The sequence below is a fragment of the Mesorhizobium sp. Root102 genome, from assembly GCF_001425625.1.
In the GTDB taxonomy this organism is placed as follows: domain Bacteria; phylum Pseudomonadota; class Alphaproteobacteria; order Rhizobiales; family Rhizobiaceae; genus Mesorhizobium.
In genome coordinates this window covers 69,431-91,242 of record NZ_LMCP01000015.1, presented here as the reverse complement: position 1 = coordinate 91,242, position 21,812 = coordinate 69,431, and the positions used below count along the sequence as shown (strand labels likewise).

Below are 21,812 nucleotides of genomic sequence, written 5' to 3'. Positions count from 1 at the left end.
GAAGCGGAACCGGTAGTCGTCTTGCCCCTGTCTCCAAATCTTCGCGGCGCGTTGTTCATGGTGGTGGCGATGGCCGGCTTCTGCCTCAACGACGCCATCACCAAATACTCGTCGCAGTCGATGAACATGGCGCAGGTCATGTTGATCCGTGGCGCTTTCGCTTCGCTTTTCGTCGGCTTGCTCGCCTGGCAGCGCGGCGCGCTCGCCCGTCCAGGCTCGATGCTGCAGCCTTTGGTGGCCTTGCGCGTGTTCGGCGAGGCCGGCGCCACGGTGAGTTTTCTCGTCGCCCTCGCCCATCTGCCGATCGCCAATGTTTCGGCGGTGCTGCAGGCGCTGCCGCTGGCGGTGACGATGGGGGCGGCACTTGTCTTCGGCGAGACTGTCGGATGGCGACGCTGGCTGGCCATCGCCATCGGATTTGCCGGCGTGCTGATCATCGTGCGGCCTGGTTTCGAAGGGTTCAGCATCTACTCGCTGTCGGCGCTGGCCAGCGTCGCCTGTTGTGCGGTGCGCGATCTTGCCACCAAGCGGATCCCCAAGGCCATTCCGACATTGCTGGTGTCGACCGCCACCGCGCTGGCCATGACAATTGTCGGTGCGGCGCTGTTGTCGCCGATGGGCGGCTGGACACCGATGACGGGTAATGGCACGGCTCTGCTGGCATTGGCTGCGGTGCTGGTGCTGATCGGCTACCAGTTCATCATCATGGCGATGCGGGCGGGCGACATCTCCTTCATCGCGCCGTTCCGCTACACGGCCCTGATCTGGTCGATCCTGCTTGGCCTATTCATCTTCGCCGATATTCCCGATCTGCCGATGATCGTCGGCGCCACGATCATCATCGGCTCCGGCCTCTACGCGCTCTACCGCGAGCGGATCGTCGGCCGGCGAAAGATCGTTGCCGAAAGCACGGGACCGACCATGGTGCCCGACGGAATCTAGCCAGGTCACTTGAAGGTTCTTGTGATTTCCGGCGGCTGGCGTACAGGCTTCATGGCATGAAGCGAGACATTGCGGGGATCATTCTGGCCGGTGGCCAATCAAGACGGATGGGCGGCGGCGACAAGAGCCTGTTGCCGCTTGGCAGCGGCTGCGTGCTTGACCAGGTCGTCTCGCGCCTCAGCCCACAGATCGCCCCCCTGGCGCTCAGCGCCAATGGCGACCCGGCACGGTTCTCGCGCTTTGGCCTGTCGGTGCTTGCCGACACGGTGACCGGCTTTGCCGGGCCGCTTGCCGGAATCCTGACTGGCCTGGACTGGGCTGTTGCCAACACGGCTTGCAAGGCGATTGTCACCGCTGCCGGCGACACGCCCTTCCTGCCGCCGGATCTCGTCGAACGGCTGGCTGCCGCCAAGGATCAACGCCCCGCTGCGATTGCCGTCGCTTGCTCGGCCGGCAAGCGGCACCCGACCTTCGCGCTCTGGCCGATGGACTGCCGCGACGCCTTGCGGCACTTTCTGGTCGACGAGGACAACAGGCGGGTGTCGGCTTTCATCGACCGGAACGGTTTTGTCGATGTCGAATTCCCGATTCTGCAATCGGCAGGCCACCCGATTGATCCTTTCTTCAACATCAACGAGCCTGACGACCTTGTCCGGGCCAAGCGTCTGTTGCAGAGCATGAAACCATGAACAGACGCGTCTTCGGCATCACCGGCTGGAAAAACTCCGGCAAGACGACATTGACCGAAAAACTGGTCACCGAACTTGTCTGGCGCGGCTGGAAAGTGTCGACGGTGAAACACGCCCATCATGACTTCGACATCGACAAGCCGGGCGCCGACAGCTTCCGCCATCGGCAGGCCGGCGCCACCGAAGTGGCGATCGTGTCCGGAAACCGCTGGGCTTTGATGCATGAGTTGCGCGGTGAGGATGAGCCGACGCTGGAGGCTATTCTGTCGCGGCTTGCGCCTTGCGATCTGGTGCTGGTCGAAGGCTACAAGCGCGAAACCCACAGCAAGGTCGAAACCCGCCGGCTGGAAGCGAAGGACCGCACGCCGCTTTCGGCGGGTGATCCCAACATCGTCGCCGTCGCCGCCGATTTTGCGGTTGAAGGCGAGCACCTGCCGGTGTTCGACCTCGACGATGCAAAGTCGATAGCCGACTTCATCGAGCGCACCACGGGGCTCGTTGCTTGAGCGTTGACGCAGCGGCAGAATAGCCTTGCCCATTTTTGTGGTTTTGCAGTTGCTTTTTTCTTGGAAAGAGTGGGAGTATCGCGCCAGCGGGCGGTCAAAAGCACCGCCCCATAGAGCCGTTCGGAACGACGGCCGGGATCATAAAGAGAGGACCATCATGCGTATTTCACTGCGTATCGCGCTTGCCGCATCGGCCGCGCTGCTGACGCTCGGCGTAGCCCAAGCCCAGGAAAAGACCCTGAAGATCGGCACCGAAGGCGCCTACCCGCCATTCAACAATTTGACGTCAGACGGCCAACTCGTGGGCTTCGACATCGACATTGCCAAGGCGCTTTGTGATGAGATGAAGGTCAAGTGCACCTTCGTCGCCCAGGACTGGGACGGCATCATTCCCGCCCTCCAGGCCGGCAAATTCGACGCCATCGTCGCCTCCATGTCGATCACGCCGGAGCGCAAGGAGAAGGTCGACTTCTCGAACAAATACTACAACACGCCGTCGGCGATCGCCGTGCCCAAGGACAGCACGCTGAAGGGCGTGACCAAGGAAGATCTCGCCGGCAAGACCATCGGCGTCGCCACCACCACCACGCATTTCAACTATGCCTCGAAGACCTACACCGACAGCACCGTCAAGGGCTATCCGAGCAGCCCCGAGGAGCAGGCAGATCTCGCCAATGGTCGCCTCGATGCCATCGAGGACGATATCGTCGTGCTGCAGCAGTTTCTGGATTCGCCTGATGGCGCCTGCTGCAAGATTCTCGGCCAGCCTTCGCCGCAACCGGTCGAGATCTTTGGGCCTGGCGCCGGCATTGCCGTGCGCAAGGGCGAGACCGACCTGGTCAACAAGCTCAATTCGGCGATCGACGCCATCCGCGCCAATGGAAAATACAAGGAAATCAACGACAAGTACTTCAAATTCGACGTCTACGGCGCCGAGTCCTGATAAACCAGGGTCAAGACGGCGGGGAATTTCCCCGCCGTCTTTTTATTCGTCTCGGGAACACGTGGAGATAAGACCGGTCAATGCCAGCCCAGAGCATATGGACACTTCTCAGTTGGGGACCCGAAGGCTGGCTTGACGATATTGCCTATGGCGCACTGATCACCGTTGCGCTTGCGCTTGCCACCCTGCCCATCGGATTGGCGATCGGCTTTTTCATTGCACTCGCCAAGCAGTCCGAAGAACCTTCGCTGCGCCTTGCCGCCAACATCTACACCACGGTCTTTCGCGGCCTGCCGGAGTTGGTGACGCTTTTCCTGTTCTTCTTCGGCATGCCGATCCTGCTGCAGCATCTCGTCAGGTATTTCCGGCCGGACGCCACCATCGACGTCAACAGCTTCGTTGCCGGCATGATCGTGCTTGCGCTGATCTTCTCGTCCTATGCCAGCGAGGTTTTCCTTTCCGCTTTCCGCGCCATTCCCAAAGGCCAGTATGAGGGTGGCTATGCCATCGGTCTTTCGAACTGGCTGACCATGCGCAAGGTGATCGTGCCGCAACTGCTGCGCATCGCGTTTCCCGGCCTGGAGAACTGCTGGCTCAGCCTGCTCAAGGACACGTCTCTGGTATCGGTCGTCGGCCTGGCCGAGACGCTGCGCAATGCCAGCATCGCCGCCCGCGTCACCAAGCACGCTTTTCTGTTCTTCGGCGTTGCCTCCCTGGTCTTTCTTGGCCTGGCCGTCATGTCGTCCTTCGCCACCAGCGCAATTCTGCGCTCGCTTGGCCGGCGGGAGGCCCAGCGATGAGCGCCACAGCCACCATGGTCGAACGGCCCCCGCCACGGGCGCGCGGCTGGCCGCGCAGGCGTATCGTCGGTTATGCGCTGGTCTGCCTGTGGATTTTGTTCGGCCTCGGCATCGTCAGCTATCTCTATTTTGCCTGGAACGCCGAGTTCTTCGCCAAATATGCGCCGGCCTATTTGCGCGGGCTTGGGGTAACGCTCTCGCTGGTTTCCATATCGATGGTGCTCGGCGCGATGCTGTCGGTGCCTGTTGCCTATGGACGTATGTCCAGCAACCGGATCCTGTCCGGCCTCGCCTATTGCTACGTCTATTTCTTCCGCGGCACGCCACTGCTGGTCCAGACCTATCTGGTCTACTACGGATTGGGCTCGTTCCGCATCGAACTCCAGTCGGTTGGCCTCTGGGATTTTTTCAAGGACGCGTTCAACTGCGGTGTCTTTGCCTTTGCGCTCAACACGGCCGCCTACCAGGCCGAGATCCTGCGCGGCGCCATAGAGAGCGTGCCACGAGGACAATGGGAAGGCGCGGCCTCGCTTGGCCTGCACAAATTGCAGACGTTGCGCAAGATCATCCTGCCGCAGGCCTTGATCGTCGCCTTGCGGCCCTACGGCAACGAACTGATCCTGATGGTCAAGGCGTCCGCCATCGTCGCCATCATCACGGTCTATGATCTGATGGGCAATGCAAAGCTCGCCTTCGCCAACTCCTTCGATATTCAGGCCTATATCTGGGTCGCCCTTGTCTATCTGGTGATGGTCGAGATCTTGCGCCATGGCATCGAATGGATCGAGCGGCGGATCACCATTCACCTGAAACGCTGACCATTTTCAGTTCGGCTGCACCAGTCGATCTGGCCATGCGCGTCTTGACGAATTGAGCGCAGAGCCTAGAACGGTTCGTCGATTTATAGAAACGCCGAACCGCTCTATCTTCTTGTTTTGACGCAATTCCGGATGGAAAACCGCTTCACACTTTTCCTGGAATTGCTCTGGAGCTTTCGCAGCAAATTTCGTTTCCATTCTGAAGGTTAGGCTCATGGCATCTGTTGCATTTCTCGGTCTTGGTGTGATGGGCTATCCGATGGCCGGGCACTTGAAGAACAAGGGCGGCCACGACGTCACCGTCTACAACCGCACCAAGGCTAAGGCTGAGCAATGGGTTGGCCAGCATGGCGGCAGTGTGGCGGTGACACCGGCGCAGGCCGCCGAGGGCAAGGACTTTGTCTTCTCCTGTGTCGGCAATGACGACGATTTGCGTTCGGTGACCACGGGTCCGGAAGGCGCCTTCAAATCGATGAAGAAGGGGGCGGTCTTCATCGACAACACCACGGCCTCGGCCGAGGTTGCGCGCGAACTGGCGGCGGCGGCGCAAGCTGGCGGTTTTTCGTTTCTCGACGCGCCGGTCTCCGGCGGCCAGGCCGGCGCCGAGAATGGCGTGCTGACCGTCATGGTCGGCGGCGAGCAGGACGCTTTCGACAGGGCCAGGCCCGTCATCGATGCCTTTGCCCGCATGGTCGGCCTGATGGGGTCGGCCGGTGCCGGCCAGCTCACCAAGATGATCAATCAGATCACCATCGCCGGCCTCGTGCAGGGTCTGGCCGAAGGCATCCATTTTGGCAAGAAGGCCGGGCTCGACATCGAGAAGGTGATCGAGGTGATTTCCAAGGGCGCCGCCGGTTCCTGGCAGATGGAGAACCGCCACAAGACGATGAATGCCGGCAAATATGATTTCGGCTTCGCCGTCGACTGGATGCGCAAGGACCTTGGCATCTGCCTGGCCGAAGCCGACCGCAACGGCGCCAAATTGCCGGTGACCGCACTTATCGACCAGTTCTACAAGGATGTGCAGGCGATGGGCGGCAAGCGCTGGGACACGTCTTCGCTGCTGGCGCGTCTCGAAAAATAGGTTTCTGCGGTGGCAGAACTCTCGCCTCAGTCCAGTGCCGGGGAAATTGTCGCCCACTTGTGCGCCATCGGCTCGGAGGAGAACCGCCTCGGCATGGTGCGTTACGGTATCAAGATCGACCGCGCGCTCGGTGTCTCGCACGGCGTGCAGCGACAGATTGCCAGGAAGATCAAGCGCAACCACGAGCGCGCCTTCGAGCTGTGGGCGACTGATATCATGGAGGCGCAGTTCATCGCTTCCGTCACGGCTGACCCGCAGCGGTTTTCTGCTGAAGATGCAAGAAGATGGGCGGCCAGTTTCGACTCCTGGGACATCGTCGATGGCGTCTCGGACCTCTTTGTCGATACGGACGCCTGGAAAGAACTGATCGCCGAATTCGCGGCCGACGAGCGGGAATTCGTTCGACGCACGGCCTTTGCCATGATGGCCTGGTCTGTCGTTCACCGGAAGAAGGAGCCGGACGTGACCTTTCTCGCCTTCCTGCCGATCATCGAAGCGCATGCCACCGACAGCCGCAATTTCGTGAAGAAAGCCGTGAACTGGGCGCTCCGGTCGATCGGCAAACGATCCATAAATATGCACGGCGCTGCCCTTGCTGTCGCCGAACGACTGGCGCAGTCGACCGACAGGACGGCGCGCTGGATCGGCAAGGACGCAGTGAGGGAACTGACCAATGCCAAGACGCTCGCGCGGATCGCCGCCAGGAAAAGCTGACGGACCGGAAATCCGCTTCTCGGAGGTGACGCGATCGACACGCGCCGATTTCGAAAACCTGTTCGAGCAGCCGGGCGGGCCGAAATATTGCTGGTGCATGGCCTGGCGCAACCTTCCCAGCCGCGAGCATGTCCCGAACGACGAAAAGAAACGGGCCATCATTTCGCTCATCGAGGCCGATACACCCGTCGGCATCCTCGCCCAGGTTGAAGGCAAAACCGTCGGCTGGTGCTCGGTTGCGCCGCGCCAGACCTATCGCCGGCTTTCCCGGCAGCAGGACGACAGCGAGACCGGCGTGTGGTCGATCGTTTGCTTTTATGTGCCGAGAGCCTTGCGCGGCGGCGGGTTGGCGTCGGCGCTGCTCGACGCGGCGATAGGCCACGCCTTCGCCAAGGGCGCCAGAACGATCGAGGCTTACCCGGTCGATCAGGCGTCGCCGGGTTACAGTTTCATGGGCTTTCGCGACATGTTCGCGGCTCGTGGGTTCCAAGAGACTGGGATGGCCGGCTCTCGCCGGCATGTGATGCGGCTCAAGCGTTGACGTCATTGGCAGCGGCGTCTTTACTCCAGATCCAAAGGAAGCGGCCAATGAGCAACCTCATCAGATCAACCATAGTGCTCGCGGCTGCGTTGTTTGTGTCCGCTACCGCCGATGCCTCGGCCGAGACCGCGCACATATTCTGGAAGGATCTGCGCCCGGCCACGCAATCCGCCGCCGAAAACGTCGGGCTGCCGATGATCGCGGCAAAATTGCCCGACCATGGCGAGACGCTGTCCCTCAATCTGCAGGACAAAAGCATTCAGTTGGCCGGCTATGCATTACCCGTCGATCGCGATGGTGATCTCGTCTATCAGTTCCTGCTGGTGCCGTGGACGGGGGCCTGCAGCCACATGCCGACGCCGCCGCCCAACCAGATCGTTCTGGTCACGCCGGCTCACCCCTACAAGATGTCGCAAGCCTACCAGCCGGTCGCCGTCACCGGGGCGCTGAAGCCGGACATGGAGAAGAGCCAGCTGTTCATTCTCGACGGCGTCAGCGTCATCCAATCCGGCTACACGGTGCGCAAGGCAGAGGTGGCCGCCGTCGACAGCGTGCCGGACACCATTACGCTGCCGGTGAACTCGCCCTGGAGTTTCCTCAACAAAAAGAAGAACTAAGCGGGACAACCTTGTGCAAGGCCAAGCTCAGGCAGCGTTGGCACCCGATTCCTTGTCCAGCACCATGTAGTCGAGCGGAATTTCCGTGGTGTACTTGATCTGCTCCATGGCGAAGGACGAAGACACGTCACGGATTTCGATCTTGGCGATCAGCCGCTTGTAGAAGGCGTCATAGGCAGCAATGTCGGGCACCACGACGCGTAGGAGATAGTCGACGTCGCCGCTCATGCGGTAGAACTCGACCACCTCGGGAAACTCCTGGATGACTTCCGAGAAACGCCGCAGCCATTCATGGCTGTGCGAATTGGTACGGATCGACACGAAGACAGTGACGCGCACATTGACCTTTTCATGGTCGAGAATGGCAACGCGCCGCTTGATGACGCCCTCTTCCTCGAGCTTCTGGATGCGCCTCCAGCAAGGCGTCGTCGACAGCCCGACTTTTTTGGCGACATCGGCGACCGCGAGTGTCGCGTCCTCCTGCAAGAGACGGAGAATTTTTCTATCGAGGCGATCCATATCGTGCTCCCAAGGGAATAGATTGCCTATACTCTGCCTTATCCAGGCCTTTCACAAGAAAGAAATTCTGCTGATCGGGCAAAAAGCGAGTGATTTCTTGCTGAAAGGTCAACTAAGGCGATAGCGGATTTCCGAACGCAGAAAAGGCAGCAAATCCATTTCAAACCATGGATTCTTCTTCAGCCAGCCGGTGTTGCGCCACGACGGATGCGGCAGCGGCAGCACTTTCAGGCCGACGGAATTCTCCCAGATGGCGCGCCAGTCCATCACCGTTTCCGTCAGTGAAGGCCGGCGCGCCGCACCCATGTGCCAGGATTGCGCGTAGATGCCGATCGTCAGCACCAGGTCGACCCGTGGCATCAAGGCCATCAAGGGCGCGCGCCAGGCCGGCGCGCATTCGCGCCTCGGCGGCAGGTCCCCGCCCTTGGCGTCCTGGCCGGGAAAACAGAAGCCCATCGGCACGATGGCGAACTTTTCGATGTCGTAGAATTCGCTACTCGTCACGCCCAGCCAGCTGCGCAGGCGGTCGCCGGAGGCATCGGTGAACGGCATACCCGATAGATGCACCTTGGTCCCCGGCGCCTGGCTGGCGATCAGGATTCGGGCGCTGGACGATGGTCGCAACACCGGGCGTGGTTCGTGCGGCAACGGCTTGCCGACCGGGTTCTCCACGCAGATGCGGCAAGCGCGGACCGTGGCAGTCAAGCTTTCGAGTTCGACAGTCATTCTCAGGCTGATGCGCTCGGACGGCTGGAGACGGCCTGATGCCAGCGCAACACATTCGCGCATTCATCCGGCACCTTGATGCGTGCCGGCTTCATGAAGTCGACGGCGATCAGGCCAGTGATGTCGGCGATCGAATAGCTGTCGCCGGCGATGAACTTCCGGCTGCCCAGTTCGCCGTCCAGCAGCCCGAGGAACTCCACGGCCTTCGGCTTGTTGGCCTCACCCCATTCGGGGATCTGCGGGATTTCCCATTCCTTCATGGCCGGATGGATGTGGCGAAAGGCCTGCGCGACACAACTGAGCAAATTGAACTCCATCCGTCTCTGCCACATCTCGACCTGCGCCTTGCCGAGCGCGCCGCGCCCGAACAAAGCGGGTTCCGGATGCAGCTCCTCGAAATAGCGGCAGATGGCGACGGATTCGGTGATGACGGTGCCGTCGTCGAGTTCCAGCACCGGAAGGCGTTGCAAGGGATTGCGCGAGCTAACCGCCTGTTGTCTGTGCTCCAGCGCGCCCATGTCGATGGGCACCTGTGGAACCTCGATGCCTTTCTCGGCCAGGAAAACGCGGACCCGCCTTGGGTTGGGCGCCCGCCCACCGTCGAAGAGTTTCATTCTATCCTCCGTTCGTTCTCGGTTCCAGTTCCAGGACGGGTATCACCAGAAGCGAAAAATCTCGCGCACGGCATCGCCGATCGACGCCAGCGTGCCGTGCTTTCTCTCTACGACTTCGCCGTGATGCCTGTCGCGCCAGTCTTGCGGCTGGTCGAATGTTCCCGCCCAGATTCCGGCCTTTCCCGTACGGGCGGTGGCTTCCTCGCTCTCGAAATCGCCATAGGCAACCGCCCAGCCCGCCTCGACCTGCGCGCGGTTGAGATCCTTGCCGCCGGCGGTGCAGTCGCCGAGCAGCCGGCCATAACGGTCACGCTGCCAGCCGGTACAGGAGACGGGCTTGCCGGCGATCAGGCGCACAAGCGACTGACGCGCAAGCGTGCCGCAGGGATAGTCGGCACCGTTCCTGCGGCAAGTCTGCGTATACTCCGGAGCATCAATGCCGCGCATGCGGATGCGCTCAGTGCCAAGCGTGATCGAATCGCCGTCATTGATGATTGCCACGCCCTGCGTCTTGCGGGTTTCAACCCGGTCGAGGCGGGCCGCCAGCAGGATCAGCAGCCCGAGAATGATTGATGTAAGCCCGTAATCCACCAGCCGGCGCCACAGGCTTCTGGGTGGCGCAACGTATCGCCGGCGCGGCCTCGGCGACCAGGATCGGCTCATATGGCAAACGGTTGGTTAATCATTCGAACGTAGCTTAACACTTGGAAACCGCTGCTCGTATAAATTGAAGTTTTGATGCCCTTGCAACGCTCGAACACAGCGGACAAGTTCATTGTGGACCGCAGGAAACCTCATCGCAACAGCGATGTGGCGCGCGCGGTGCGCAAGACGCGTGACCGTCTTTCGCAGCAGGCCGGCAATCCCGATTTCGATCGCGAACTGCTGAAGCTCCACGCCCGCGCAATGACAAGCGGCGCCATCGCCATCCCGCTTCTCATCCTGGCGATCGCGGCTGCTGGCCGGTTGGCCGGCGTCGGCAACGAGATCGGGCTCTGGGCGCTGTTCACACTGACCTGCTACACCGTCGTCGCCTTCATGGCGCGGCGCATTGAGCGCACTGAAGCTTCCGACCTCAACCCTTTGCAAACACGACGGGAATTCCTGATCTGCCATTTCCTTTGCGGCCTCGGCTGGGCCTGGTTCGTCTGGCTTGGCTGCGGCGCCTGCCAGATCGACCAGTTCCAGTTGGTCAAGGCCGTGGTGCTGCTCTTCGCCATGGCGGCGACCGCGGTGATGACCTCATCTCTGGGCGGGGCGCTGTTGGCGACGTTTGCCGTTCCGGTGGCGCTCTATGCCTATGTTGGGTTCAAACTGTGGATGCCGGTTGAGGTAATCATGGCCGGGTTGCTGGTAGTGTCGCTGCCCTTCTTTGCCTATGTGTCCCGCCACCTCAACCGCTCGTCCCTGATGGTGTTGTCGTTCCGCTCTGAAAAGGATGCGCTGATCGCCGAGCTGGAGACGGCGAAATCGATGTCCGACGAGGCGCGGCGGCGGGCGGAAGACGCCAATCTGGCGAAATCACGGTTCCTCGCTTCGATGAGCCACGAACTGCGCACGCCGCTCAATGCCATTCTTGGCTTTTCCGAGGTGATGTCGAACGAGGTGCTGGGGCCGATGAGCAATCCCACCTATCGCGACTACGCCCACGACGTGCATGAATCCGGCCAGCATCTGCTCGACCTGATCAATGAGATCCTCGACCTGTCGCGCATCGAGGCTGGCCGCTACCAGCTCAATGAAGAGCCGGTGATGCTGCTGAACATCGTCGAGGATTGCTGTCACATGATGGAACTGAGGGCGCGCAACAAGGACATCCGCGTCGTCCAGGATTTCGAGCATCAGTTGCCCCGCCTGTTCGCCGACGAGCGGGCGGTGCGGCAGATCACGCTCAACCTTCTGTCGAATGCGATAAAATTCACCGCCACCGGCGGCGAAATCCGCGTCCGCGTCGGCTGGACGGCGGGCGGCGGGCAATACATTTCGATCAAGGACAATGGCCCGGGCATACCGGAAGACGAAATCCCGGTAGTGCTCTCAGCCTTCGGCCAGGGTTCGATCGCCATCAAGAGCGCCGAGCAGGGCACCGGGCTTGGCCTGCCGATCGTGCAAGGCCTGCTTGCCATGCATGGCGGCGAGTTCGAGCTTCATTCCAAGCTGCGCGAAGGGACAGAGGCGATCGCCATCTTCCCGCTGAGCCGGGTGATGGAGGAATTGCCCGCACTGCCTACAGCAGCGGTTGCGGCGCGACGGCGGTAGGCGAAGTCGTTGAGATGCAAGTGTGCCAGGTGCTTAGCCGCGCGCAGCCGCAGCCATGCCCGAACTGGTCAGCGCGGCGGCCTTGACCAGGCCCGCGGCAAGAGCGGCCCCTACCCCTTCGCCATGGCCGATGCCCAGATCAAGCAACGGGCGCAGGCCTAGCCGTTCGGCGGCGCGGGCGTGTGCGGGCTCTGGCGACAGGCTGGCGAGCAGGCAATGCTCGAGCGCGGCAGGGTTGGCGGCGTGCAGCACCGCTGCGGCGGCCGTTGCAGCGAGCCCGTCGAGCAGCACCGGAATCTTCTGCATCCGCGCGGCAAGGATGGCGCCGGCGATTGCCGCGAACTCACGGCCACCGACCCGGCGCAGCGCCTCGAGCGGGTCGCCGAGATGGCCACCGTGAAAGGCCAGCGCCGCATCGACAACCGCCGCCTTGCGTAACTGCATCGCCGCATCGGCGCCCGACCCCTGGCCGACCCAGTCGACGCCCCTGCCCCCGAACAGCGCTGCAAACAGGGCTGCGGCGACGGTGGAGTTGCCGACGCCGAGATCGCCCAGGCACAAGAGATCGGTACCGCCCGCGATCGCTTCCATGCCAAAGGCCATGGTGGCGGCACAGCCGCGCTCATCCAGTGCGGCGTCTTCGGTGATGTCGGCGGTCGGGATGTGCAGGGCAAGATCGAAAACCTTCAGCCCGAGATCGTTGGCAATGCAGATCTGGTTGATCGCAGCACCTCCGGCAGCACAAAGCTCGACCGCATTGACGGTCGCCGCCACCGGCCGTGGCGAAATGCCGTGCCTGACAACACCATGATTGCCGGCAAAGACCGCCATCAGTGGTCTTGTCACCGCGGGCGGAGCCCGCCCGCTCCAGGCGGCCAGCCACGCGGCGATGTCTTCGATGCGGCCAAGCGAATTGCTTGATTTGTCGGCCTTGGCAAACAGCGTGCGCACGCGGGCCTTGGCTGTCGTATCGGCCGCCGGCAGATTGGCCAGCAGGTTGCGGAAATCGTCGAAAGGCAGCGCGCTGGTCATCTCGTTGTCAATCATTCCCTGGAGTTGATGAGCGGCATAGCCGCCTTGCGTGGTTGGCACAACCTCCTGGATCATGGTCCTGCATTTGACGCAAAGCTGGCCGCGAAGGGCGCAATCGCGGGGGCTTGCATTGGCTTTGCCGTTGCACCATGTGGTGATGGAACACGGGGTTCCGGTCGGAAGCCCAAGAGAAAGTCATGACGGCCATCGAATCTCCCTGCATCCTGGTCTGTTCGATCGACATGAAAACCGGCTTCTGTTTCGGGTGCGGCCGCACGCGCGAGGAAATCGGCGGCTGGATCGGGATGACGCCGGAAACGCGCCGCAGCGTCATGGCTGAATTGCCTGCCCGGCTGGAAACGGTCGAGCGCCGGCCGCGCCGGGAAACGCGCCGCGCCCGCATGGCGCGCGAACGCGACGCGCTTTCGTGAGGCGCGGATGAGCCGACTGTTCTGGATACTGATGGCCGCGATCGGGGTGGGAGCAGTCTTGCTGATGCTCAACGATTCCGCCGGCAGCACGTTTGGCGTCGAAAATTATGATTTCAGCCGGCTGATCTGGCTCGGCGCCTTTGGCGCCCTCATCGGCGCAGGCCTGCTTCGCTCGGGCAGGCCCCTGGGCGCCATGGCCCGCAACCTCGGCGCCTGGGTGGCGATCGTGCTCGCGCTGATCGCCGGCTACCAGTATCGTTATGAGTTGCAGGATGTGGCCAGCCGCGTGACCGCTGGCCTTGTTCCCGGCAGCCCGCTGGCCCTCGGCGTCGAAGACGGTCACGCCACGGTGACGCTCGACAAGGCGGACAATGGCCATTTCGAAGCGCGCATCCTGGTCAACGGCAACCCGATCCGAGCCGTGGTGGACACCGGCGCGACCAGCACCGTGCTGACGTCGCAGGATGCGCAAGCCGCCGGGTTCAATCCAGCGGCGCTCAATTACACAATACCGGTTTCGACCGCCAACGGCATGGCGCGCGCCGCGGCCGTCAAAACCGATGAGATTGCGATCGGCGGTATCGTGCGCAGGAACATGCCGGTCATGATCGCCGCACCCGGCATGCTCAGCCAGTCCCTGCTCGGCATGAACTTCATCAGTTCACTGTCGGGCTTCGACGTGCGCGGCGACCGCATGATCCTCAGGGATTGATTCTCGAAGCTCAAGCCGCTTCGGCTGCTGCTCCACCGAAATCGACGGCGGCGAAAGCCGCTTTAAGCACGTCCGGTCCGGCTCCGGGTCGGGTCGCGTCGGTGGACAGGATCTGGCGGTAGCGGCGCGCACCGGGCAAACCGTGGAACAGCCCGACCATATGACGCGTGACGTGGCCAAGCCGCCCGCCCTGCTCGATATGGCGTGCCGCATAGTCCGCCATCACATCGATCAGCGCGGCGAAATCGAACGGCTCGGACTGAGCACCGTAGAAAGCGGCATCGACGCCGGCCAGAATGCCGGGCGTGTGATAAGCGGCACGGCCAAGCATAGCGCCATCGACATGGTCGAGATGCGTCCGAGCCTCTTCAATCGACAGAATGCCGCCATTGATGCCAATGAACTCGTTGTGTTTTCTGGCCTTCAGCCGATAGACCCTGTTGTAATCGAGCGGCGGAATGTCGCGGTTCTCCTTGGGGCTCAGCCCTTCCAGCCACGCCTTGCGCGCATGCACCCACAGCGCGTCGGCGCCGGCGTCGAAAACACCATCCGCCAGCGCATCGAGGGCCGGTTCCGGATCCTGGTCGTCGACGCCGATGCGGCATTTGACGGTGACGGGAATTGTCACCGCCGCTTTCATCGCCGCGACGCAGCCGGCGACGAGGTCCGGCACCTTCATCAGGCAGGCGCCGAACGTACCCGACTGGACGCGGTCTGACGGACAGCCGACATTCAGGTTGATCTCGTCATAGCCAAAAGCCTCGCCGATGCGCGCCGCCTCGGCAAGTTTTTCGCGATCCGAGCCGCCGAGTTGCAGGGCGACCGGATGTTCCGCTGCATCGAAACCGAGCAGCCGCTCGCGCGCGCCATGGATGACCGCGTCGGCCACCACCATCTCGGTGTAGAGCAGCGCACGGCTCGTCAGCTGGCGGTGGAAGAATCGGCAATGCCGATCCGTCCAGTCCATCATGGGCGCTATGGCAAGCTTTGCTTCCCGCATGTCGTCCAATCGAGGTCGGCCAAATCGGGCCATTGCGGCGCCTATTTAGCCTATTTGCCGCTTCTTTCAACCGCCGCCTTTTGAGGCCGCCGATCGGTGGCAACGCTGATCCAGAAAATTCCGCGACCTGTCACGGACGGGGCGAAGGGTTTGCGTTAGGGTTTGGTTTGAAAGCGCAGCGGAGGTCAACATGGGCGACCCAGCAGACAGAAAGCCTGTCTACGATCCCCAGCAACTGTAGCCCCTGCTGGTTTCGCGGCAGCATGCGGGCGATGTCGACGGCATGACCGCCCTGTTCGAACCGGACGCGGTGATCGATTGGACGCGGTGATCGATGTGGAGACGGACCTTTGACCGGCCGAACTTTCGATGCCCACTATTTCCGGAGCGCATCGCAAAACACGACCCGCGCCGCCATGGCGCGAGACCTTGCAAGACCGTCAAGACAACAGGCGCCTACCGCCGCAGGGCGTGCACGCTTGCCATGCTTTCGCCAGCGACCGGCAACGCCATATCATCATCGAGAAGGCGCGTGATGCGGGCAAAGCCTGTGAACGCTTTTCTTGCTTCCTCCGCCGACATCTGGCCCGACAAGGCGGCCGAGCAGCAATTCAGCGCGCACTGATAGACCGGACCGCGCCGTCCCGTCGGCCATTTCCGCAAGAACACCATGGCCTCGGCAACACTATCGACTTCTTCAGCAGGATGACCCTGCCCGCGCGAAATCCTCACGGGCGAAAAGAACTGCAGATCCATCATTTCCTCCCGGTCGACCGCGATACCGCTTGATCGAACTCTACGAAACGCCCCTTCCGACGGTTTGTTCCACGCCGAAAACAGAATTATTGAAGAATCTTTGGTCGATGGATGCCGGCTAAACCGTCGGGAAGTGGCAGGCCACTTTGCGGCCGGGTCGATATTCCCTCAGCTGCGGTCGCTCGTTGCGGCAGCGCTCGACCGCGATCGGGCATCGGGGATGGAAACGGCAGCCGGATCGCGGCTTGAGCGGGCTCGGTACGTCGCCGGTCAGGATGACGCGCTTGCGCGTCGTCTCAACGACGGGAACCGCCGAGATCAGCGCCTGGCCGTAGGGATGGGCAGGTGCTGCAAACACTTCCTCCGCCGGCCCTTCCTCAACGATCGAGCCGAGATACATTACCGCGATGCGGGTCGACACCTGGCGTACGACAGGGAGATCGTGGGCGATGAAGATGTAGGTGAGCTGCAGCTTCTCCTACAGATCGGCTAGCAGGTTGACGATTTGCGCCCCACGACGAGATCGGGGTTCAATGCAATGGCCCGAGCGATGCCGACACCTTGGCGCTGTCCGCCGGAAAATTCATGCGGATGCCGCATGACATGATCCGGCAGCAACCCGACGAGGTCGAACAGTTCCGCGACGCGTTTGTTGATCTCGCTCGACGAAAGCTTGCTATGGATACGCAGCGGCTCGGCCACCAGGTTGCCGACGCGCCGGCGCGGATTGAGCGAAGCCGACGGGTCCTGGAAAACCATTGCAGGCGGCGCCGGAGCGGCCGGAGGTCGGACAGCGGCTTGGAAGTGATGTCGTCACCTTCGAACAGGAGCTGGCCGTCCGATATGTCGTAGAGCCTCACCAGGCAGCGCGCCAGCGTGGACTTGCCGCAGCCGGATTCGCCAACCAGCCCGACCTATCGCCGCGCCGCACGGTCAGGCGTCGAAATTCGAATCATCGGTGGTGACCCACCATTGGGTCGCATCGATAATCGCAGTTCTCATTGAATATCTTTAAGGCCAAAGCCGGCAAATAGGTTGCTTGTCCGTTCCCCAGCGTCAGGCTTACCCTGCATGCGGCCAACGCGTGAGGGCGCGTGCTGCAAAAGGGGAACATTGCAATGACAATACAGGGTGCTTCACCTGATCTATACAACGAGGATCTGGCCCCAGCCAAAGTTCGAAACTGGGGACCATTCTCGATCTTCAACGTCTGGACGTCGGACGTTCACAGCCTCTGGGGCTACTATCTGGCCGCCAGCCTGTTTCTGTTCTGCGGCGGCTTCGTCAACTTCATCATCGCCATCGGTATCGGCTCGCTGATCATCTATGCGCTGATGAACATGGTCGGTTATGCCGGCGTGAAGACCGGCGTGCCCTACCCCGTGCTTGCCCGCGCCTCTTTCGGCATCTGGGGCGCCAACATACCGGCGCTGGTGCGCGCCGTCGTCGCCTGCTTCTGGTACGGCGCACAGACGGCCGCCGCCTCCGGCGCGATCGTTGCGCTGCTGATCCGCTCGCAATGGTTCGCCGATTTCAACGCCAACACGCATTTCCTCGGCCACACCGGCCTGGAGGTGATCTGCTTCGTGGTCATCTGGGCGCTGCAACTGCTGATCATCCAGAACGGCATGGAAACGGTGCGCCGCTTCCAGGACTGGGCCGGCCCTGCCGTGTGGGTGATGATGCTGATCCTGGCGATCTATCTCTGCGTCAAATCCGGGAGATTTGCCTTCACCAGCGACATTCCGATGGACGTGCTGCTGGACAAGACCAAGGATGCAGGCGTGCCGGGCACGCCGGGATCGTGGACGTCGCTGTTTGCGGTGGCGGCGATCTGGGTCACCTACTTTTCCGCGCTTTATCTCAATTTCTGCGATTTCGCCCGTTACGCGCCGGACAAGGCATCGCTGCGCAAGGGCAACATCTGGGGCTTGCCGATCAACCTGATCCTGTTCTCGCTGGTCGCCGGCGTCACCACCATTGCCGCCTTTGACGTCTATGGCGAAGTGCTGCTGCATCCCGACCAGATCTCGGCGAAATTCGACAGCTGGTTCCTGGCAGCGCTCGCAGCCTTGACCTTTGCGATAGCAACCCTCGGCATCAACGTGGTGGCAAACTTCGTCTCGCCGGCCTTCGACTTCTCCAACGTCTTTCCCAGGCAGATCGACTTCAAGAAGGGGGGCTATATCGCAGCCGTGATCGCCCTGCTGCTCTATCCCTTCGCACCGTGGGAAGGCAGTGCCGCCTCCTTCGTCAACATCATCGGCGCGACGATGGGGCCGATCTTCGGGGTGATGATGGTCGACTACTATCTGATCCGCAAAGGCGAGGTCGACGTCGAGGCGCTCTATCGCGAGGACGGCGAGTTCCGCTTCCAGGGCGGCTGGCACGTCAATGCCTTCATCGCCGCCGGCATCGGCGCCATCTTCTCGTCGATCCTGCCGAACTTCACCAACTGGCTGCCGTCCTGGTGGGGAGTCTATGGCTGGTTCTTCGGCGTGGCGATTGCCGGCATCATCTACTATGTGCTGCGCACCGCCGCTTTGGGCGCTGGAGCGAAGACGGCAAAGGCTTGAAAATGACGCAGTAGGCAGTAGGTGTTAGGGAGCCTACTGCCTACTGTCCACCATCTCGGCCAGTCTGCGCACGGTGTTCCAGTTGCGCGAGGTGCCGATGCCCATGCGTTTGTGGTTGGTCGCCGCAAGAAGCCGCGAGCTTGGCCTCGCGCGCGAAAAGACGACCCAGATGTCGCCGCTGACCGACACAACCTTCTCGTCCTCGGCGACATAGGCCTGGAGCGCTGCTACGGCGTCCACGGGTGCAGGCTCGCGCATCACCCGTACCGCCACCTGGTCGCCCACCAAGGCTGATTCGGCCGGGAACGGATTGCCGGCGGCAAGCGTCAGCCAGTTCTGCGCATTGCGCACGATGATGTCGACATGGCGGCCGAAGGTCTTTTCGAAGGCTGCTTCCAGCCGCTGCTCCAGATCGGCGATATCAGTTGCCGGCGCCTCGAAGACCAGATTGCCGGTCGCCACCAAGGTCCGCGGGTTCTTCAGCCCGAGCTGTTCCGCCATGGCCTTGAGATCGGCCATGACGACCCGTCGCCCCTCGCCCAGGATGATGCTGTAGAGCAGCGCGACATAGGTCTGCATCGAGCGCGGCCGGCTACACCAGCCGGCTCTGCTCCACCGCCGCCTCGATGAAACTGGCGAACAGCGGATGCGGGTCGAGCGGCCGGCTTTTCAGTTCCGGGTGATACTGCACGCCGATGAACCAGGGATGGTCGGGATACTCGACCGTTTCCGGCAGCACGCCGTCTGGCGACATGCCGGCAAACACCAGGCCGCAATCCTCGAGCCGCTCCTTGTAGTCGACATTGACCTCGTAGCGGTGGCGGTGGCGCTCGGAAATCTGCGTGTCGCCATAGATCTCGGCGATCTTGGACCCCTTGGCGAGTTCGGCCTGATAGGCACCGAGCCGCATCGTGCCGCCGAGATCGCCGGTTTCCCGACGCTTCTCCAGCATGTTGCCTTTCAGCCATTCGGTCATCAGGCCGACGACCGGTTCCTCGGTCGGACCGAACTCGGTCGAAGACGCGTGCTCGATGCCGGCCAGCGACCGCGCCGCCTCGATGCAGGCCATCTGCATGCCGAAGCAGATGCCGAAATATGGCACCTTGCGCTCGCGTGCGAACTTCGCCGCCAGGATCTTGCCTTCGGAACCGCGCTCGCCAAAGCCGCCGGGAACCAGGATGCCATGCACCTTTTCGAGCCAGGGCGTCGGATCCTCCTTTTCGAATATCTCCGATTCAATCCAGTCGAGCTTGACCTTGACGTGATTGGCTAGGCCGCCATGCGACAGCGCCTCGATCAGCGATTTGTAGGCATCCTTGAGGCCGGTATATTTGCCGACTACGGCAATGGTGACCTCGCCTTCCGGATTGTGGATACGGTTGGATACCGCCTGCCAGGGCTCCATGCGTGGCTTCGGCGCCGGATCGATGCCGAAGGCGGCCAGCACTTCCGAATCGAGCCCTTCCTTGTGATAGGCCATCGGCACATCGTAGATATGCGGCACGTCGAGCGCCTGGATCACGGCACTTTCGCGCACGTTGCAGAACAGCGACAGCTTTCTGCGCTCTTCCTTGGGAATGGCGCGGTCGGCGCGGACCAGCAGGATGTCAGGCGCGATGCCGATGCCGCGCAGTTCCTTGACCGAATGCTGGGTCGGCTTGGTCTTCAGCTCGCCGGCCGTCGGAATGTAGGGCATCAGCGTCAGATGAACGTAGACGGCGTTGTTGCGCGGCAGGTCGTTGCCGAGCTGGCGGATCGCCTCGAGGAACGGCATCGCCTCGATGTCGCCGACCGTGCCGCCGATCTCGCACAGCACGAAATCATAGTCGTCATTGCCGTTGAGGACGAAATTCTTGATCTCGTCGGTGACGTGCGGAATGACTTGCACGGTGGCGCCGAGATAATCGCCGCGCCGCTCGCGCTCGATGATGTTCTTGTAGATGCGGCCTGTGGTGATGTTGTCCTGCTGATTGGCGGAGCGGCCTGTGAAGCGCTCGTAATGGCCAAGATCGAGATCGGTTTCCGCCCCATCGTCGGTCACGAAAACCTCGCCATGCTGATACGGCGACATCGTGCCCGGATCGACATTGAGGTAGGGATCGAGTTTTTTGATGCGTGCGCGATAGCCTCGCGCCTGCAGGAGAGCCCCAAGGGCCGCTGCGGCTATGCCTTTTCCAAGTGAGGAAACCACGCCGCCTGTGATGAATACATATCGCGCCATGGGAGTCATCGCTTAACGCGGCCGGATTGATTCCGCCAGAGAAAAAACCGCCGCGAAGGCTTTTTCCCAAGAAGGCGCTCGGGTCGTGAACAGGGCAAAACAAAAGGGCCGGCTGAGCCGGCCCTTTCGGCAGAATGATGGAAACGTCAGATGATAACGACCTTGGTGCCTACCCTGACGCGGCTGTAGAGGTCCATGACGTGCTCGTTGATCATGCGGAAGCAGCCATTCGAGGCGCTGGTTCCGATCGACTGCGGCGCGATGGTGCCGTGGATGCGCAGATGCGTGTCCTTCTTGCCGTCATAGAGATAGATGGCGCGCGCGCCGAGCGGATTCTGGCCACCGCCGGGCATGCCATCCTTGTACTGGCCGTAATGCTTCGGCTCGCGCTTCTGCATATCCAGCGTCGGGATCCAACGCGGCCATTCCTGCTTGTCGCCGACCGCGACCGTGCCCTTGAACTGCAGGCCCTCGCGGCCGACCGCAATGGCGTAGCGGCGCGCGGTGGAGGACGATTCGACGAGGTAGAGGCGTCGCGCGCTGGTGTCGATGACGATGGTGCCGGCATCGTAACCGCTGAATTCCACGTCCTGCGGCACGAATTCCGGCTTCACCTTGAACTGCTTCTTGGCTTCTCTCTTGGCGAGAGCCTGGTCGAGGGCCCGTGTCTCGGGGAGATATGAAATCGATGAAGAGGACGAGGTGCCGCCGAAGAGGCCGGCGAACAGACCGCCGCTGCTCGGCTGCTTCTGGCCGATGACCTCACTGCGCAGCTCGCCATTGTTGCCGGTCAAGGCGACGTTCATCGCCTCCGCCGGAAGCGGCTCTGCCGACTGGATCGGCGCGATCGGTTCGATTGGCTCGATGATCTTGGCAGCCTGTTTCTTGGCCGGCTTGGCATCGGCCACCTCGGTTGCCGGTGCGCTCTTGCCCTTCTTCGCCAGGAACGCCTGCCGTTCCGCGTCAGCCCTTGCCTTGGCCGCCTCGCGCATTGCCAGTTTCCTGGCTTCGAGTGCCTTGGCTTTGGCGGCCTCCTTGTCGGCAACGATCTTGGCCTCGATCTTCTTGATCTGGGCGAGGTCGTCCGGTGTCGGGTTTTTCTTCTTCTTGAGGAGCTTCAATTGCGACGCATCACTCTTGACGGCGACATTGATGGCGCCGGTTTTCTCAACTGAAGGTGCGGCCATATTTGCCGGCGCACCGGCGAAGGCTGGGGAACTCATGCCGAGTGCGGCGCAAAGTCCCAGGAAGATGAAGCTGCGAAGCTGCATGGCGAAGATCCGATCGTTCTATGCTTGTTGCCCACGGCGTC

General features: G+C 62.0%; 25 protein-coding genes and 1 pseudogene. 14 read left to right on the top strand and 12 right to left on the bottom strand.

The window, feature by feature from the left end; all coding sequences use genetic code 11:
* The first annotated feature begins 21 nt into the window (after positions 1-21).
* The 10 genes from ASD12_RS15880 (at position 22) to ASD12_RS15835 (ending at position 7,654) form a co-directional block, all read left to right on the top strand.
* The gene (locus ASD12_RS15880; protein WP_056587710.1) at positions 22-942 is read left to right on the top strand and encodes a DMT family transporter; all 921 of its coding nucleotides are present in this window, start codon (positions 22-24) and stop codon (positions 940-942) included.
* A 56-nt stretch (positions 943-998) separates the two neighbouring features.
* Positions 999-1,631 carry a molybdenum cofactor guanylyltransferase MobA gene (gene mobA, locus ASD12_RS15875; protein ID WP_056587701.1) on the top strand — a complete coding sequence of 211 codons (633 nt, stop codon included), beginning with the start codon at positions 999-1,001 and terminating at the stop codon, positions 1,629-1,631.
* Positions 1,628-2,137 carry a molybdopterin-guanine dinucleotide biosynthesis protein B gene (mobB, locus tag ASD12_RS15870; RefSeq protein ID WP_056587699.1) on the top strand — a complete coding sequence of 170 codons (510 nt, stop codon included), beginning with the start codon at positions 1,628-1,630 and terminating at the stop codon, positions 2,135-2,137. The genes mobA and mobB overlap by 4 nt, the downstream gene beginning before the upstream one ends.
* A gap of 157 nt (positions 2,138-2,294) precedes the next feature.
* The gene (locus ASD12_RS15865) at positions 2,295-3,080 is read left to right on the top strand and encodes an ABC transporter substrate-binding protein (RefSeq protein ID WP_056587696.1); all 786 of its coding nucleotides are present in this window, start codon (positions 2,295-2,297) and stop codon (positions 3,078-3,080) included.
* Between the two features lie 80 nt (positions 3,081-3,160).
* Positions 3,161-3,880, top strand: a complete 720-nt coding sequence (locus tag ASD12_RS15860) for an ABC transporter permease (RefSeq protein WP_056587693.1) — start codon at positions 3,161-3,163, stop codon at positions 3,878-3,880.
* Entirely contained in the window at positions 3,877-4,698 is an 822-nt protein-coding gene (locus ASD12_RS15855) for an ABC transporter permease (RefSeq protein WP_056587691.1), read from the top strand. Before ASD12_RS15860 ends, ASD12_RS15855 begins: the two co-directional genes overlap by 4 nt.
* A gap of 214 nt (positions 4,699-4,912) precedes the next feature.
* Positions 4,913-5,782, top strand: a complete 870-nt coding sequence (locus tag ASD12_RS15850) for an NAD(P)-dependent oxidoreductase (protein WP_056587688.1) — start codon at positions 4,913-4,915, stop codon at positions 5,780-5,782.
* Between the two features lie 9 nt (positions 5,783-5,791).
* Positions 5,792-6,496: a DNA alkylation repair protein gene (locus tag ASD12_RS15845; RefSeq protein WP_056587684.1), complete on the top strand. Its 705-nt coding sequence runs from the start codon at positions 5,792-5,794 to the stop codon at positions 6,494-6,496.
* Positions 6,456-7,037, top strand: a complete 582-nt coding sequence (locus ASD12_RS15840; RefSeq protein ID WP_056587681.1) for a GNAT family N-acetyltransferase — start codon at positions 6,456-6,458, stop codon at positions 7,035-7,037. The genes ASD12_RS15845 and ASD12_RS15840 overlap by 41 nt, the downstream gene beginning before the upstream one ends.
* Positions 7,038-7,084: 47 nt before the next feature.
* Positions 7,085-7,654, top strand: coding sequence for a DUF3299 domain-containing protein (locus ASD12_RS15835; RefSeq protein WP_056587677.1), 570 nt, complete (start codon positions 7,085-7,087; stop codon positions 7,652-7,654).
* Between the two features lie 27 nt (positions 7,655-7,681).
* Here ASD12_RS15835 and ASD12_RS15830 read toward each other — a convergent pair whose 3' ends face one another.
* From ASD12_RS15830 to ASD12_RS15815, 4 genes are all read right to left on the bottom strand, one after another.
* A complete protein-coding gene (locus tag ASD12_RS15830; protein WP_006205209.1) occupies positions 7,682-8,173 on the bottom strand; it encodes an Lrp/AsnC family transcriptional regulator in 492 nt (163 codons plus the stop codon).
* A 108-nt stretch (positions 8,174-8,281) separates the two neighbouring features.
* The gene (locus ASD12_RS15825; RefSeq protein WP_056587674.1) at positions 8,282-8,962 is read right to left on the bottom strand and encodes a uracil-DNA glycosylase family protein; all 681 of its coding nucleotides are present in this window, start codon (positions 8,960-8,962) and stop codon (positions 8,282-8,284) included.
* On the bottom strand, positions 8,902-9,513 hold the full coding sequence (locus ASD12_RS15820) for a glutathione S-transferase (protein ID WP_056587670.1): 612 nt from the start codon (positions 9,511-9,513) through the stop codon (positions 8,902-8,904). The genes ASD12_RS15825 and ASD12_RS15820 overlap by 61 nt, the downstream gene beginning before the upstream one ends.
* Positions 9,514-9,555: 42 nt before the next feature.
* A complete protein-coding gene (locus ASD12_RS15815) occupies positions 9,556-10,176 on the bottom strand; it encodes a thermonuclease family protein (protein ID WP_056587668.1) in 621 nt (206 codons plus the stop codon).
* Positions 10,177-10,251: 75 nt separating this feature from the next.
* On the opposite strand from ASD12_RS15815, the gene ASD12_RS15810 reads away from it, so the two are divergent.
* A complete protein-coding gene (locus tag ASD12_RS15810) occupies positions 10,252-11,772 on the top strand; it encodes a HAMP domain-containing sensor histidine kinase (RefSeq protein WP_056587663.1) in 1,521 nt (506 codons plus the stop codon).
* 33 nt (positions 11,773-11,805) lie between these two features.
* Here ASD12_RS15810 and ASD12_RS15805 read toward each other — a convergent pair whose 3' ends face one another.
* Positions 11,806-12,804 (bottom strand): nicotinate-nucleotide--dimethylbenzimidazole phosphoribosyltransferase, encoded by a 999-nt coding sequence (locus ASD12_RS15805; RefSeq protein WP_056587841.1) that lies wholly within the window; start codon positions 12,802-12,804, stop codon positions 11,806-11,808.
* A 197-nt stretch (positions 12,805-13,001) separates the two neighbouring features.
* On the opposite strand from ASD12_RS15805, the gene ASD12_RS15800 reads away from it, so the two are divergent.
* Together ASD12_RS15800 and ASD12_RS15795 are read left to right on the top strand one after the other, a co-directional pair.
* Complete coding sequence (locus ASD12_RS15800; RefSeq protein WP_056587659.1) at positions 13,002-13,235, top strand: DUF1289 domain-containing protein; 234 nt, start codon at positions 13,002-13,004, stop codon at positions 13,233-13,235.
* A 7-nt stretch (positions 13,236-13,242) separates the two neighbouring features.
* Entirely contained in the window at positions 13,243-13,947 is a 705-nt protein-coding gene (locus ASD12_RS15795; RefSeq protein WP_056587656.1) for a TIGR02281 family clan AA aspartic protease, read from the top strand.
* A 10-nt stretch (positions 13,948-13,957) separates the two neighbouring features.
* Here ASD12_RS15795 and dusA read toward each other — a convergent pair whose 3' ends face one another.
* The 4 genes and pseudogenes from dusA to ASD12_RS35340 form a co-directional block, all read right to left on the bottom strand.
* Positions 13,958-14,947, bottom strand: a complete 990-nt coding sequence (gene dusA / locus ASD12_RS15790; protein WP_056587653.1) for a tRNA dihydrouridine(20/20a) synthase DusA — start codon at positions 14,945-14,947, stop codon at positions 13,958-13,960.
* A gap of 456 nt (positions 14,948-15,403) precedes the next feature.
* Positions 15,404-15,703 (bottom strand): DUF982 domain-containing protein, encoded by a 300-nt coding sequence (locus ASD12_RS15785; RefSeq protein ID WP_200951032.1) that lies wholly within the window; start codon positions 15,701-15,703, stop codon positions 15,404-15,406.
* 118 nt (positions 15,704-15,821) lie between these two features.
* Positions 15,822-16,124, bottom strand: coding sequence for an ABC transporter ATP-binding protein (locus ASD12_RS35345; RefSeq protein WP_244482861.1), 303 nt, complete (start codon positions 16,122-16,124; stop codon positions 15,822-15,824).
* Between the two features lie 68 nt (positions 16,125-16,192).
* Positions 16,193-16,563 (bottom strand): annotated as a pseudogene (locus ASD12_RS35340) (ATP-binding cassette domain-containing protein).
* A 258-nt stretch (positions 16,564-16,821) separates the two neighbouring features.
* Between ASD12_RS35340 and ASD12_RS15775 the strand changes: the two are divergent.
* Positions 16,822-18,279, top strand: a complete 1,458-nt coding sequence (locus ASD12_RS15775; protein ID WP_056587646.1) for an NCS1 family nucleobase:cation symporter-1 — start codon at positions 16,822-16,824, stop codon at positions 18,277-18,279.
* A 33-nt stretch (positions 18,280-18,312) separates the two neighbouring features.
* On the opposite strand, the gene ASD12_RS15770 is transcribed toward ASD12_RS15775, so the two are convergent.
* The 3 genes from ASD12_RS15770 to ASD12_RS15760 all read right to left on the bottom strand — a co-directional run bounded on the left by ASD12_RS15770 (position 18,313) and on the right by ASD12_RS15760 (position 21,771).
* Positions 18,313-18,858 carry a DUF1697 domain-containing protein gene (locus tag ASD12_RS15770; RefSeq protein ID WP_056587642.1) on the bottom strand — a complete coding sequence of 182 codons (546 nt, stop codon included), beginning with the start codon at positions 18,856-18,858 and terminating at the stop codon, positions 18,313-18,315.
* Between the two features lie 13 nt (positions 18,859-18,871).
* Positions 18,872-20,509: a CTP synthase gene (locus ASD12_RS15765; protein WP_082525459.1), complete on the bottom strand. Its 1,638-nt coding sequence runs from the start codon at positions 20,507-20,509 to the stop codon at positions 18,872-18,874.
* 137 nt (positions 20,510-20,646) lie between these two features.
* Positions 20,647-21,771 carry a L,D-transpeptidase gene (locus ASD12_RS15760; protein ID WP_056587635.1) on the bottom strand — a complete coding sequence of 375 codons (1,125 nt, stop codon included), beginning with the start codon at positions 21,769-21,771 and terminating at the stop codon, positions 20,647-20,649.
* Positions 21,772-21,812 lie beyond the last annotated feature (41 nt).